The organism is Salegentibacter maritimus, assembly GCF_016236975.1.
GTDB lineage: Bacteria > Bacteroidota > Bacteroidia > Flavobacteriales > Flavobacteriaceae > Salegentibacter > Salegentibacter maritimus.
The window spans coordinates 218,970-232,375 of the sequence record NZ_JAEHNY010000002.1 but is presented as its reverse complement, the minus strand read 5'-3'; the positions used below and the strand labels follow the sequence as shown (position 1 = coordinate 232,375).

Sequence of the window (13,406 nt, the reverse complement as noted above, 5' to 3'; positions counted from 1 at the left end):
GTTAGAATAGAAATTTTCGTTTGCGAACTAAAAGCCAAATCACTACCGGGGCACCAATCAAAGAAGTAATGGCATTTATGGGGAGGGTATATTCCTGCCCCGGTAATTGGGCTGCAATATCACAAATAAGCATTAATGCAGCTCCGCCTAAAATAACTGCGGGAACTAAAATTTGGTGATTGTTTACAGGAATTACCTGTCTTATTAAATGCGGAACAGCCAAACCTACAAAAGCAATAGGCCCGGCAAAAGCAGTAATACTGCCCGCAAGTAAACTGGTAGCAATAATAATTACAAATCGGTTTCTTTTAATACTTACCCCCAGGCTTTTAGCGTATTGTTCCCCAAGCAGTAAGGTATCCAGGTTTTTTATACAAGACATGGCAAGTGCCAAACCTACCAGCCAAAAAATGGTTAAAATGCCAACTTCGTTCCACGAAAGGTCTCCTAAACTTCCAAAAGACCAGAATATATATTGCTGTAGTTGTGCTGCAGGGCTAAAATAGGAGAGAACACTTACCACTGCAGCGGTTAAACTGGCAAACATTAAGCCTATAATTAAGATGGCCATGGTATCCCTAAGCTTTATTGAAGCCAGTATTACTGCCATAAGAACCAATAAACTTCCCAGGCTGGATGCTATTACAAGGCTCCATTTAGATAACAGTACTCCTGCAAAAACACCTCCAAAAATAGAAGCTCCCATAATTACAATGGCTACGCCTAAACTTGCGCCACTACTTAACCCTAAAACATATGGCCCGGCCAATGGATTTCTAAATAGCGTTTGCATCAATAACCCGCTAATGGCCAATCCAGAACCGGTTATAATGGCTGTGATGGCTTTTGGTAACCTATATTCCACAATAATATATCGCCAGGTTTCTTTAGAGACTTCCAGGTTAAAGATAGAAGCAAAAACATCTTTAAATGGAATATTTACTGAGCCAAGGCTAATATTCAAAAATCCAAGAAATAGCACTCCCAGAAAAAGGAGTACCAGCGGAAGAACATATTTTTGGGAATGTAACAAGACCGGTTATTTATTTGGGTGTAAATATCTGAAATAAAATGAGGAGATAAAATTAATGAAGAAGCATAATAAAAAATGGATGCCTATATAAGGCCATTTTAAACTTCCGGGTGCTCAATATAAAAGATTTATGCACAATGATACTTACCCGGAAATTCAAAAAAACTTTTAGATAAGGTTTTAACCAGTGCCTTGAAGCTGCTAAATCACTCTTCCAGGGCCTTAAAAAAAGTAGTTTCGTAATTAGGAAGTAGATCTGGGTGAAATATAGCAACCAGGTCTTTTAGTACTAAATCTGGGCGTTGCGGGCCAAGTTCAAAATAAATTACTCCGCCGGTTTCACCTTTAGTAAGGCTTACGCTGTAAACATTTTTTTTCTGAAACACTTCAAATTGCCTGTAATGTTCCGATTCTTCTAAAAGTTGCGAGTAAGAAGTAAACTGTCCGGCACTTATCCAAAAATCGGCGTCCTGGGCTTTTTCCAGCACACTTTCAAAAGATAATGCCATGCTGCCGTTTCCACGGGTGTCAGAATATACGTAATTAGCATTGGCGTCTTTAATAAACTGTGCATGCCATGAGTTTCCGTAAGGTAAATACCATTGGTCTTTATACATAGCACCACTTAAGACTTTTGGGGTATTTCTAGCCGACTTTGCTAAATCTTTAGCTTCTTTATAAGCTTTTTCAATAGATTCAAACTCTTCTTCGGCTTCAGCTAACTTATCGTAAAAAGCACCAAAAAACTTGATCCATTCTGCTTTTCCAAGTGGAGTTTTTTCTGTCCAATCGCCGTTGTACATCACCGGAATTCCCATTTTTTGAATTGTTTCCAGGGTTTTGTTATTCGCATCTATAGCAAAACCAATAACTACTTCGGGTTCCAGGTCTATAAGTATTTCGGTATTGATATTTTCGTTTTTCCCCAACTCTTTAATTTTGCCGGAATTAATCAGTTTTCTGGTTTTTTCAGAAGAGATGTAATCTAAGCCCGGGAAACCAATAAGGCTGTTTTCTTCATTTAAAGCTTCGAGTGCCGGAATATGAGTGGTAGAAGTAACAACCATTTTTTTTACCGGAATTTGCACTTTTTGATCGTACTCCAAATCTTCGGGGATTTGAGCATTTTCCTTAAAAAGAAGATAAGTGAAGGGCTCTTTGGCATTAGGCCAGGGAGATTTTAGTTCTATTAGGTAGAAATCATTAAATGTTTTGATACTAAAACTCTTAGCGTAACTTAATTCAAGCGCTGTTTCAAGCTTTTTAGAAGTTGTTTTTTGTTCGTTCTGGTTATTCTTACATGCAGTTAGGAATAGAAATAGAATAACAAAATTAAGAATCCAGGTAAACTTATTTTTCATTTTAATACGCTTAAATCTAATTGGCTGAAATTTGCTTTTTCTCATTTTCCAGACTGAAACCTTGTTTGTTTTGAACATAGTGTTTCAGGTATTTTTGGAAGAGGAATTGTCAAAAGTAATATTATTTAGAATTTAATAGTTACAACTCGTATAAATGTTTAATTTCGCACTGAAATTTTTGGTTCGGATGTGTTTTATCACGCCGATTAAAAGGGAATCAGGAAAAAAGTACGAAGTTAGAAGTACAAAATACGAAGCAAGAATGTTTTATTCGTATTTCAAACTTCTTCTTCAAACTTTTGTTAAGCCTGAGCTGTTCCCGCAACTGTAAGCTAAGTTCTGATTTTTAAATCAGAATGCTTGTTGTTATCACTTCAAAAACCACTGTTCTTAGTTAAGGATGGGAAGGTAAACAACAAGACGCGAGCCAGGAGACCTGCCAAAATAGTACTAATTAATTCTTAGACTTTCGGGATAAAAGTCAGGGGCAGATGAAAAATAGACAATTTTATATTTTATTTCTTGGCTTGCTTTGTGGCTTGCCATTATGGGCTCAAAACGATACTATAAACGTTTTGGACGAGGTGTTTTTAACCGATATTAAATTAAGAGATTTCTCTACCGGACAGCATGTGAGCGTTTTAAACGATTCGGTTTTAAAGAAAAACGGAGCACTACTTACTTCAGCTTTAAATTTTAATACCAATATCTATTTTAAAGAAAATGGCCTGGGAATGGTTTCTTCGCCATCTTTTCGTGGAACAACTGCGTCTCAAACCGCGGTTTTATGGAATGGAATTAATATTAATTCTCAATTTAACGGTCAAACCGACTTTAATACCATAAACGCGGGCGGATTTGATAATATAAGTGTTCGTGGTGGGGGTGGAAGTGTTGTGTATGGCTCTGGGGCTATTGGCGGAAGTATTCACTTAAATACCCAACTTGATTTTAGTGGAAAAACAAAACAGGATTTATTTTTACAATACGGGAGTTTTAACACCTTAGATGCTCGATATAAAATTAAAACTTCAACCAAAAAATGGAGCTTAAGTGCCGCTCTTGCCAGAAACTCTTCAGATAATGATTATGAATGGCCGCTGAAAGGAAAGAAGAACGTAAATGGGAGCTTTTATAACAATAACCTAAATATTGGTTTGGCATATAGGTTTACTAAAAGAAATACCTTAAAGTTTTACAGTGAAGTTTTTGAAGGAGAACGTCATTTTTCATTGATAAGGCCTTCAGAAACTAAAACCAAATACAGTAATGTAAATTCACGGAATTTATTGGAATGGGTTAGTGAGTTTGGCAATTTTATCTCGGTAGCCAGGTTGGCCTATTTGGATGAAAACTATAGATATTATCCAAATATTGCTTCCAATAATTATACGTTTGGAGGAGCAAAGACTACCATAGGAAAGTATGATATAAAATACACACCTTCAAATACATTGCAATTTAATGCTGTATTAACCAATACCTATACCGATGGAACGGGATCGGGAATTACTGAAAATACCAGGAATATTTTTTCTTCGGCATTTTTAATGAAACACCGGCCGTTTAAGAAACTTCAGTACGAATTGGGTTTAAGAAAAGAAGTTACCAATAATTATGAGAGTCCGTTATTGTTTTCGGCGGGTCTTAATTATGATGTAACCAATTTATATAGTTTTAAAATAAACGCTTCCAGAAATTTTAGAATTCCAACGTATAACGACCTGTATTGGACGGGCGCCGGAAATCCCAATCTTAATCCCGAAACCTCCAACCAAATAGAACTTGGAAACCATTTTAACTATAAAAATTTAAATTTTAGCCTTACCGGTTATTACAACCAAATTGATGATATGATTCGTTGGCTACCCTCAGAAACAGGGGCCTGGCGTCCAATAAATGAAGAGAAAGTAGAAACCTATGGCTTTGAGGTACTCACTAATTGGCAAAAAAATATTTTAAAAAATCATAGTATAGGTGCTTCTGCAACTTATGCTTATACCGTTTCAGAAGATATGAATACCGGCTACCAGCTTATTTATGTACCCTTTCATAAAGCTACGGTGGCATTTACCTATTCTTTTAAAAATTTAAGCCTGGATTATCAGCTTTTATATAATGGAGAAGCCTTTACCAGATCAGACAATAATTCCCGTTATAATATGGATGCCTATACGGTTTCAAACCTGGGAATAGGCTATGATTTTGGAAAAAGACATAGCTATAAAATTGGGGCAAGAGTACTCAATATTTTTGATGAAGCATACCAAAGTGTAGAAAACCGGTGGATGCCCGGTAGAAATTTTAATATATACCTAAACCTTAATTTTTAAACAATGAAGAGAATTAGCAAACTATTGTCTATGGCCTTAATAGGAGGGCTTTTATTAAATTCCTGTAGTAGTGACGATGATATTGTTGATCCCGATGGGCCACAAGCAGAAGGAGATTATACCAATGGTTTTTTTGTACTGAATGAGGGGGGAATTGGTAAAAATAATAGTACGATAACTTACGTAAGTAATGATTTTTCGATCATTGATACCGAGATATTCTCTAAAGTGAATGATCAGCCAATGGGCGATACCGGGCAGAATATTACATTTACAAAAGATTATGCTTTTATTGTTATGAATTATTCAAACTTAATTCATATTGTAAATAGAAACTCTATGGAGCTTGTTCATACAATAGAGAGCGGTTTAAGTTATCCACGGGATGTTGTAGTTTACAAAGATCATATTTATGTGACTAACTGGGGAGATGGTTTTGATGCAAATGATGATTATATCGCAATATATGATTTGGAAAACTATGAAACTACCGGAACTATTAGTGTAGAGGAGGGGCCGGAGATGATTATTGCTGAGAATGATAAGCTATATGTGAATTTACAAGGTGGATATAATTTTAATAATAAGATTTTGGTTATAGATCCCGTTTCTAACTCTATTGAGAAAAGTATAGAAGTTGGAGATGTACCTAGTTCTTTAGAGATTGAAGATGGATACTTATGGGTTATGTCTAGCGGGATACCATCTTGGCCTGAAGATATTGAAGAAACGGCTGGGCGTATCTCTAAAATAGATTTGTCTACTAACGAGATATCTGATGAAATAATTTTTCCAAATATAACAGATCATCCATCAAGCTTTGAAATTGAGAATGATAAAATTTATTATTTCCTTAATGGTGCTGTTTATTCTATGGAAACTTCTGCTGAAGAGCTACCTACTGAAAGTTTTTTTACTTTAAGTGAAGATATTTTTGCTCTTTATGGATTCGAGTTAGAAGATGGTTACTTCTATACAGGAGATGCCAATGATTATAGTTCTAATGGCACAATAAGAATTTATAATATGAATGGTGAATTGGTAGATGAAATAGACTCTGGAGGGGTAAACCCTAATGGCTTCTACTTTAACGACTAAGTATATTGTTTTTCTGTTATTTGCTTATATAAAAAAGCCCCGTTTCATTAATGAGACGGGGCTTTTCCTTTTAGTTTAAAGAATTACTTCTGTAATTCTACTGCTTTTTTCCTAACTTCTTCTGGGATTTTATCAATATACATTCTCTGGTAATCTACATTAGACTCTCCGCTTTCTCCAATTTTAGTAAACCTGGTATCGTAAGAAACTGCTGGAATAGCCATTTTGTTTCCGGTTATATCGGCTAAAGCAGCAGCTAGAAGTGTTTCGCTAGCTTCGCCTAAAGGTAAAAGATTAACAATATCCTCTTCAGCCTCAATATCGGGGATTAAACCTTCCTCATAATAAGCGTCTTCATTAGCATTTTTTGATTCGTAAATGAGTGGTTGAATTACATATTTATGATTAGGATTACGGTTTTGTTTGTTAAAGTTTGGCGAATCGTACAAAGGAGCGGCCGCCTGAAATTTACCAACGGTAGATGAGCCTACGTGTATTACATTTATATAGGGCGCCAGGCCATTCATTACCAACTCACTGGCTGATGCCGTAGAACCTGTTCCAATAACATAAACTTTATTTAAGTTTAAGCTATTAATCAACTCGCCAGTTCTAATTTTATCGTTAAACCTATCTACCAATTCTTCCTGGGTAAATTCACTTTGTAAAAGATCGTTCCAGGTTTGTTTAGAGAATATTTCACCTTCAAACTGCCCGGTAATCATACTGGAAAGGTCTACCGCACTTTCTACAGAACCGCCACCATTATATCTAAGATCTAAAACCAACTCGTCCACGCCTTCAGCCTTTAAATCTCCAAAAGCAGCATTTAATTCATCATCAAAATCGGCAGTAAAACTATTATACATTAGGTACCCCACATTTATACCGTCTATTTCCATGGTCTTAGAAATAAAAACCGGGTTTTCGGTAATTTGTTCCCTGGTTAAAGCGATTGTTTCACCGGTTTCACTAATTACATTTTCATTTACTTCAGCTAAAGAAATTTCATAACCATCGCGTGCCAAAAGCGATTGATAGTTAGATCGGTTCATGGCTTCTCCATCAATTTCGGTAAAAAGCATTCCTCTTTTTACTTCGGCTTCATCGGCAGGGCTTCCGGGAATTACATAGCGTACATAACCAAAAACCCCATTTTCTCCATAAGCTACAAGACCATAGTCCATTCCGGTGGTAGTACTAATACCGCTTTGGCTGTTTTCAAGGATTGTATAATCGTCAAGAATAAAACTAAATCGGTCTTTTGGAGCGGGAACTTTTAATCCTTCATTAAAAAGATCCTCCGGCGAATCAAAACTGGCGAGCCATTCATCTTTATCGGCTTCAGAATCAAAATAATTTTCGTCAAGTTCTGCAACATCTGCCTCGTAAACATAAAAAATACTCATGGCATTATATAGATAATTCTCTATTTCTAAATCGGGATCTTCTTCACCTTTTACCACAGGAAAGCGCTCATCATCATTATCTGTAGAGCAGGAGCTTAATATTCCCAGCGATAAGCCTAAAAATAAAATTAGTTTATTAATCTTCATAAATGTTAAGTTTGTTTTAGATTGCTAAAAATACCTACAATTACTTAAAACCAAAATCTTATTGTAACAAATATTACCACTAATCGTTTAAAGGATAAGAAGGTTAATAAACCAACACATATATGAAACAACAAGCCTTCCTGGATAAAATAAACCCGGTAAAAGATAAAATGTACCGGCTTGCATTAAGACTACTTGTTTCTAAAGAAGCGGCCGAAGATGCTACCCAGGAGGTGATTCTAAAATTGTGGAACCGAAAACATAAACTCAAGGATTATACCAACCTTGAAGCTTTTGCAATGATGGTGGTAAAAAATCACTGTTTAGATGAATTGAAGGCTAAAAAGAATAATAATTTAAGAATTGTTCATCAAAATTATGAAAATAAATCTATTTCCCCTCAAAGAGATTTGGAGCTAAAAGATGAAATGAATTGGATACAGGATATTGTAGCCGATTTACCCGAACAACAAAGAATTGTCTTTCAGCTTAGAGATATAGAGCAACTGGATTTTGAAGAAATAGAAGAAATAACAAAAATGAAAAGTACAGCGGTAAGGGTGGCCTTATCGCGTGCAAGAAAGAAAATAAGAGAGCGCTTAACAAACAAGCACGATTATGGAATTACAAAAAATTAAAGATTTACTTGAGAAGTATGATGCCGGGGAAACTTCTTTGGCCGAAGAGCAGCAACTTAGGAAATATTTTGAAAGGAACGAAGTTTCTGAAAATTTAAAGCCCTATCAGCTAATGTTTGCCTTTTCTGCAAAAGAGAATCGAGAAAGTTATGACCGGGAGATTAATTTGCCTGCTAACAAACAAGAGAATAGATATCTCTGGACGGCTATTGCGGCCAGTATAATTTTAGTAATAGGCCTTTTCTTTTTTCAGAATAAACCTTTGGAAATGAATGATAAGGATGTTAGCACTATTCAGGATAGGGAAGAGGCATTACAAAAGAGTATGGAAGCATTAAAAATGGTTTCCGAAATAATGAATGAAGGAAAACAAGACCTTAAATATTTAAAAGAATTTAATAACACTAAAAATAAATTTATCAAAACCGAATAACCATGAGAAAGATAGCACTAATAATTATCATTGGGTTGTTACCACTAATAACGCAGGCCCAATCTTTTGCCAAGTATGAAAACATGAAAGATGTAGATGCGATGGTAATGACCAGTAAGATGTTTAAAATGCTTGCCAAAGTAGACCTAAGCGACGATAACCCTGAAGCCAGGGAGTATCTAAAACTTATTGAAAACCTGGATGAAATTAAAATGTTTACCAGTACCACCGCATCAGTAAGAAGTCAAATGCAAAAAGATGTAGCATCTTATTTAAGTTCTAATAAATTAGACCAGTTAATGCGGGTAAAAGAAGATGGTAAGAACATTCGGTTTTATTCAAAAAGTGGGAAAAGCGATAACTATGTAAGTGAACTTTTTATGTTTATGGAAGGTGAAAAAGAAGGAGATCCAATTTCGGTAATTTTAAGTATTACCGGCGAAATAGATCTTTCTCAGTTATCCCGCTTAACCTCCGATCTTAAAATTCCGGGAGCTGAAGAGCTCAAGAATGTTGAAAATAAATCCTAGAATAATACTATTAAATCTATAACAATGAAAGTAATAAAAATATTAAGCCTTGCGCTTGCTGCTACAGCTTTTGTTTCCTGTGCTAACGAAGCTAGTTTGCAGGAGTACTATGTAGAAAATCAACAGGATAATAAATTTATAGCGGTAGATATACCTACCAGTATGTTTACAAATACCGAGGAACTGGATGAAACCCAAAAAGAAACTCTGGAAACCGTAAAGAAAATTAATGTTCTGGCGTTACCGGTAAAAGATAGCAAAGAAGAATATGAAATTGAAAAAGCCAGGTTGGCTGAAATTTTAAAAGATGAAAAGTACCAGCTTTTAATGCGATATGGCTCAAATACCCGTAAAGCTGAAATTTATTTTACCGGAAATGAAGATGCTATAGACGAAATTATCGTATATGGTTATGACGATACGAAAGGTGTTGGGGTAGCACGTGTTTTGGGAGAAGATATGAATCCACAAAAATTAATGGAGTTTATGAAATCCCTTGACAAAGGTGATATAGATGTTGCAGGATTAAAAGGGATTTCCGGTATGCTTCAAACCGAAATTGAAAAGTAGTTTTTAGTTAATAATTGAAGAGGTTGTTTGAAAACTTATGGACGTCACCCTGAACTTGTTTCAGGGGTTAATGAACTTAGAATCTGAAACAAGTTCAGATTGACGATTCGTTTCAAACAACCTCTTTTTATCTTAAATCCCTGTATAATTTTGCGGACTTATTTTTTTGAGTTCCTCTTTTACTGTTTCTGAAACTTCTAAGGTTTCAATAAAATCGGCGATACTCTTTTTATTAATTTTTTCGTTGGTCCTGGTAAGGCCTTTAAGGGTTTCATACGGATTTTTAAATCCTTCACGGCGTAAAATGGTTTGAATTGCTTCAGCTACTACAGCCCAGTTAGCCTCTAGATCTTCGTTTAGCTTTTCTTCGTTTAATAATAATTTATCAAGGCCTTTAAGGGTACTTTTAAAAGCGATACTGGTATGCCCAAGGGGCACTCCAATATTTCTTAGCACCGTGCTATCGGTAAGGTCGCGTTGTAATCTACTAATTGGAAGCTTAGCTGCTAAATGTTCAAAAATGGCATTGGCAATCCCTAAATTTCCTTCGCTGTTTTCAAAATCTATTGGGTTTACTTTATGTGGCATAGCCGAAGAACCAATCTCCCCCTTTTTAATTTTCTGCTTAAAATAATCCATTGAAACATAGGTCCAAATATCGCGATCCAGGTCTATTAGAATATTATTGATTCTTTTTAAGGTATCAAATAAAGCGGCCATATGGTCGTAATGCTCAATTTGAGTAGTTGGAAAAGAATGGTGTAAGCCTAATTTTTCCTGTACAAAATTTGTCCCAAATTCTTTCCAGTCGGTATTAGGATAGGCTACTTTATGTGCATTAAAATTACCGGTAGCACCTCCAAATTTAGCCGCGTGAGGCACTTTATTTAAAAGATCGAGTTGAGATTCCAGGCGATTTATAAAAACCTCTATTTCTTTTCCTAATCGGGTAGGAGAGGCAGGCTGACCGTGGGTTCTGGCCAATAAAGGAACATTAGCCCAATCTTGCGAAAGCTGCGTTAGCTTCGCTATTATTTCTTCAACTTCGGGAAGATAATGGGCGGTTATTGCATCTTTTAAACTTAAAGGGACTGCCGTATTATTGATGTCTTGAGAAGTAAGTCCAAAATGGATAAACTCTTTAGATTTTTCCAACCCCAATTCATCAAACTTATTTTTTAGTAAATACTCTACAGCTTTTACATCGTGATTGGTAGTTTTTTCAATTTCCTTTACGGCCTGGGCATCTATGCTTGTAAAATTCTCATAAATAGCACGTAATTCCGGAAATATCGAATGGTCAATATCTTTTAATTGCGGTAAGGGTAATTCACAAAGCGCAATAAAATATTCAACTTCAACCTTTACGCGGTATCTTATTAAAGCTTCTTCGCTAAAATAAGCAGAAAGTTGTTTTGTTTTGGAATGATATCTTCCGTCTATAGGAGAAATAGCTGTTAGCGGTGTCATGGGTTTAAATTAGAAATTAAAAGCCATAAAGATACTGCTTCCAGCCAATCTTTAAAACTACGGCAGCATTTCTTTTTAGCTAAATTTTTATAAAAGCCTGTGTGATAAATGAGCATAGTGCTATTGGAGTTAATTGGCACAGCCAAAGGGTGTAATACCCCGAGGCTTGCCTCGAAATTAAAAATTTGTTTTCAACGAATGCCTCGTGGGCTTGCCCCGAGGTAGTTTACTTAAAAATCAATTCTTGTTTTCAAGAATCAGGGCTAGATGCTTTTTTCGTTTGCCAAGAACTTTATTGTATAGAAATAGAAGACAATATTCAGGAGGGATTTAACAAGTTTTTGACCAACTCGGGAACTCCCAGGGAAGCTTTTTTAGCAATAATTTGCAGGTTTCCTTTTTCTGAAATATTAGGTTTAGGATCTATAAAATAAATAGGAATCCCGTTTGGAGCAAAATCCAGGAGTCCTGCCGCCGGATATACCTGCATAGAGGTGCCAATAATTATTAGCATTTCTGCTTCACTTACAATTTCCATTGCTTTTTCAAACATGGGTACGGCTTCACCAAACCATACCACGTGAGGTCTCAGCTGATAATTAAATTCACAAAAGTCTCCTATATTAATATCCTGTTTCCAATCTAATACCAGGTTTTCATTAAACGTACTTCTGGCTTTTAAAAGTTCGCCGTGTAAATGGGTAACCTTGGTGCTTCCGGCCCTTTCGTGAAGATCATCTATATTTTGAGTGATAATCTCTACTTGAAATTCTTTTTCAAGTTCTGCCAAGGCAAAATGCGAAGCATTGGGTTTTACTGTTAGTAATTGGCGTCTTCGTTGGTTATAGAATTCTAAAACTTTTTTTTGATTGTTTTTCCAGCCTGCCGGTGAGGCAATTTCCATTACATCGTGACCTTCCCATAACCCCCCGGCATCTCTAAATGTTTTTATGCCGCTTTCGGCACTTACGCCGGCACCGGTTAGCACGACTATTTTTTCTAACATGCGGTTGTATTTATTGTAATTTCTAAGATAATGTTAATCTTAGATAATTAAAAATGTTAAAGGCACATAGCGATTTTGCTTACAGTCAGGAAAGTAAGTTTTTTTTCTTGTTAAAGTCTTCGCAACACTCATAATAACACGCAACCATTTACTGTTATTCGTATCTACAAGTTGAATAAATTAATAACACAAAAATTAAATTTAAAATGAAAAAATTAGCATTTGCTTTAATGATGGTCGCAGGTTTCGCAAGTTGTGATAGTGACGATGATGGTGTAGACATTCCTTTTGAAGGAGAAACAAAAGAATACACCCTAAACACTATTGGAGATTCTGGCGTTAGTGGTACCGTTACTTTTAATGAAAATGAAGACGGATCTACTACTGTAGAATTTGACCTGGAAGGTACAGAAGACGGAAGTGTACATCCGGCACATATTCATATGAATTCTGCTGTTGAAACAGGTGAGATTGTAGTTACTTTCAATCCAATTACCGATGGAGAAAGCATTACTGAGGTTTCTGAATTAAATGGTGAACCTATTACTTACGAAGAATTAGTTGCCTACGATGGTTATATCAATGTACATTTAAGCGAAGATGATTTACCAACAATTGTTGCACAAACCGATATCGGTGGAAATGCACTTACCGGAGAGTCTGTTAGCTACGATCTTAATGAAATGGACATCGCTGGTGTAAGCGGTGTAGCTGTATTTGAAGAACGTGAGAATGGTGAAACTTTAGCTACTTTAGACCTTGATGGTACTACAGAAGGAGGTTCGCACCCAGCCCACATACATGTAGGATCTGTAGAAGATGCTCCTGGAGCTATTGCTATTACCTTTAATCCTGTAAATGGAGCTACCGGTATGAGTATGACCAACATCGCTATGACTGATGGTACTGAGGAAGAAGAAGGTGAGGCTATTACTTACGAAGACTTACTAACTTACAACGGATACATTAATGTACACGCGAGTGCAGATGATCTTGAAACACTTGCTGCACAAGGAAATATGGGAGCAAATGCTTCTGAAGAATAATATTCTTTAATATTTAATCAATTAAAAGCCCGACAACATGTCGGGCTTTTTTATTTTAAAATGATTTTTTTAAATGAGCTAAGTCTGCTATCATTATTATTAAAAGGTGGAAGCTTTGAAATAACTTATTTAAAATCGCTCTTCCAGAAATGCTTAAAGATAATTTAAAGATTCAATTACTTTCTCTATTTAACCTTATCAGTTCCCGAAGTGTTTATTAACACAATTTAGGATTACTTTTTAAAAATATTAACATCCGCTAAAAACCTTCCTCTCGTAAATATTGGTGAGTTGTGGATTAGAATTAGTAGAAATGCTGTTCTGATGCATTT

General features: G+C 35.8%; 12 protein-coding genes and 1 riboswitch. Of the genes, 7 read left to right on the top strand and 5 right to left on the bottom strand.

All coding sequences use genetic code 11. The annotated features are described in order from the left end of the window. Window position 1 precedes the first annotated feature (1 nt). On the bottom strand, window positions 2-1,033 hold the full coding sequence (locus tag I6U50_RS03035) for an iron ABC transporter permease (RefSeq protein WP_198627238.1): 1,032 nt from the start codon (window positions 1,031-1,033) through the stop codon (window positions 2-4). Between the two features lie 206 nt (window positions 1,034-1,239). Then, window positions 1,240-2,394 carry an ABC transporter substrate-binding protein gene (locus I6U50_RS03030; protein ID WP_198637801.1) on the bottom strand — a complete coding sequence of 385 codons (1,155 nt, stop codon included), beginning with the start codon at window positions 2,392-2,394 and terminating at the stop codon, window positions 1,240-1,242. 162 nt (window positions 2,395-2,556) lie between these two features. Next, window positions 2,557-2,852, top strand: a riboswitch (cobalamin riboswitch). 33 nt (window positions 2,853-2,885) lie between these two features. Between I6U50_RS03030 and I6U50_RS03025 the strand changes: the two genes are divergently transcribed. Continuing rightward, complete coding sequence (locus I6U50_RS03025; protein WP_198637800.1) at window positions 2,886-4,727, top strand: TonB-dependent receptor plug domain-containing protein; 1,842 nt, start codon at window positions 2,886-2,888, stop codon at window positions 4,725-4,727. 3 nt (window positions 4,728-4,730) lie between these two features. Next, on the top strand, window positions 4,731-5,825 hold the full coding sequence (locus I6U50_RS03020; protein ID WP_198637799.1) for a YncE family protein: 1,095 nt from the start codon (window positions 4,731-4,733) through the stop codon (window positions 5,823-5,825). Between the two features lie 83 nt (window positions 5,826-5,908). Here the strand turns inward: I6U50_RS03020 and I6U50_RS03015 are convergent, their stop codons facing one another. Further along, window positions 5,909-7,381, bottom strand: coding sequence for a S41 family peptidase (locus I6U50_RS03015; RefSeq protein ID WP_198637798.1), 1,473 nt, complete (start codon window positions 7,379-7,381; stop codon window positions 5,909-5,911). Window positions 7,382-7,503: 122 nt separating this feature from the next. Here I6U50_RS03015 and I6U50_RS03010 point away from each other — a divergent pair, with 122 nt between their 5' ends. From I6U50_RS03010 to I6U50_RS02995, 4 genes are read left to right on the top strand one after another with little or no spacing between them, the layout of a single operon-like run. Then, a complete protein-coding gene (locus I6U50_RS03010) occupies window positions 7,504-8,019 on the top strand; it encodes an RNA polymerase sigma factor (RefSeq protein WP_198637797.1) in 516 nt (171 codons plus the stop codon). Beyond that, window positions 8,000-8,452 carry a hypothetical protein gene (locus I6U50_RS03005; RefSeq protein ID WP_198637796.1) on the top strand — a complete coding sequence of 151 codons (453 nt, stop codon included), beginning with the start codon at window positions 8,000-8,002 and terminating at the stop codon, window positions 8,450-8,452. Before I6U50_RS03010 ends, I6U50_RS03005 begins: the two co-directional genes overlap by 20 nt. Before the next feature lie 2 nt (window positions 8,453-8,454). Next, on the top strand, window positions 8,455-8,982 hold the full coding sequence (locus tag I6U50_RS03000) for a DUF4252 domain-containing protein (protein ID WP_198627231.1): 528 nt from the start codon (window positions 8,455-8,457) through the stop codon (window positions 8,980-8,982). A gap of 24 nt (window positions 8,983-9,006) precedes the next feature. Then, window positions 9,007-9,552 (top strand): DUF4252 domain-containing protein, encoded by a 546-nt coding sequence (locus tag I6U50_RS02995; RefSeq protein ID WP_198637795.1) that lies wholly within the window; start codon window positions 9,007-9,009, stop codon window positions 9,550-9,552. A 132-nt stretch (window positions 9,553-9,684) separates the two neighbouring features. On the opposite strand, the gene purB is transcribed toward I6U50_RS02995, so the two are convergent. Next, the gene (gene purB / locus I6U50_RS02990) at window positions 9,685-11,022 is read right to left on the bottom strand and encodes an adenylosuccinate lyase (RefSeq protein ID WP_198637794.1); all 1,338 of its coding nucleotides are present in this window, start codon (window positions 11,020-11,022) and stop codon (window positions 9,685-9,687) included. A 319-nt stretch (window positions 11,023-11,341) separates the two neighbouring features. Continuing rightward, a complete protein-coding gene (locus I6U50_RS02985; RefSeq protein WP_198637793.1) occupies window positions 11,342-12,028 on the bottom strand; it encodes an SIR2 family NAD-dependent protein deacylase in 687 nt (228 codons plus the stop codon). A 206-nt stretch (window positions 12,029-12,234) separates the two neighbouring features. Here I6U50_RS02985 and I6U50_RS02980 point away from each other — a divergent pair, with 206 nt between their 5' ends. Beyond that, window positions 12,235-13,074: a CHRD domain-containing protein gene (locus tag I6U50_RS02980; protein ID WP_198627227.1), complete on the top strand. Its 840-nt coding sequence runs from the start codon at window positions 12,235-12,237 to the stop codon at window positions 13,072-13,074. Window positions 13,075-13,406: the final 332 nt, after the last annotated feature.

What these genes read in the sequence shown, in the direction of transcription:
- I6U50_RS02980 (WP_198627227.1), top strand. Translation starts at nt 12,235, where the DNA reads ATGAAAAAATTAGCATTTGCTTTAATGATGGTCGCAGGTTTCGCAAGT.
- I6U50_RS03020 (WP_198637799.1), top strand. Translation starts at nt 4,731, where the DNA reads ATGAAGAGAATTAGCAAACTATTGTCTATGGCCTTAATAGGAGGGCTT.
- I6U50_RS02985 (WP_198637793.1), bottom strand. Translation starts at nt 12,028, where the DNA reads ATGTTAGAAAAAATAGTCGTGCTAACCGGTGCCGGCGTAAGTGCCGAA.
- I6U50_RS03015 (WP_198637798.1), bottom strand. Translation starts at nt 7,381, where the DNA reads ATGAAGATTAATAAACTAATTTTATTTTTAGGCTTATCGCTGGGAATA.
- I6U50_RS03030 (WP_198637801.1), bottom strand. Translation starts at nt 2,394, where the DNA reads ATGAAAAATAAGTTTACCTGGATTCTTAATTTTGTTATTCTATTTCTA.
- I6U50_RS03025 (WP_198637800.1), top strand. Translation starts at nt 2,886, where the DNA reads ATGAAAAATAGACAATTTTATATTTTATTTCTTGGCTTGCTTTGTGGC.
- I6U50_RS02995 (WP_198637795.1), top strand. Translation starts at nt 9,007, where the DNA reads ATGAAAGTAATAAAAATATTAAGCCTTGCGCTTGCTGCTACAGCTTTT.
- I6U50_RS03010 (WP_198637797.1), top strand. Translation starts at nt 7,504, where the DNA reads ATGAAACAACAAGCCTTCCTGGATAAAATAAACCCGGTAAAAGATAAA.
- I6U50_RS03005 (WP_198637796.1), top strand. Translation starts at nt 8,000, where the DNA reads ATGGAATTACAAAAAATTAAAGATTTACTTGAGAAGTATGATGCCGGG.
- I6U50_RS03000 (WP_198627231.1), top strand. Translation starts at nt 8,455, where the DNA reads ATGAGAAAGATAGCACTAATAATTATCATTGGGTTGTTACCACTAATA.
- purB (WP_198637794.1), bottom strand. Translation starts at nt 11,022, where the DNA reads ATGACACCGCTAACAGCTATTTCTCCTATAGACGGAAGATATCATTCC.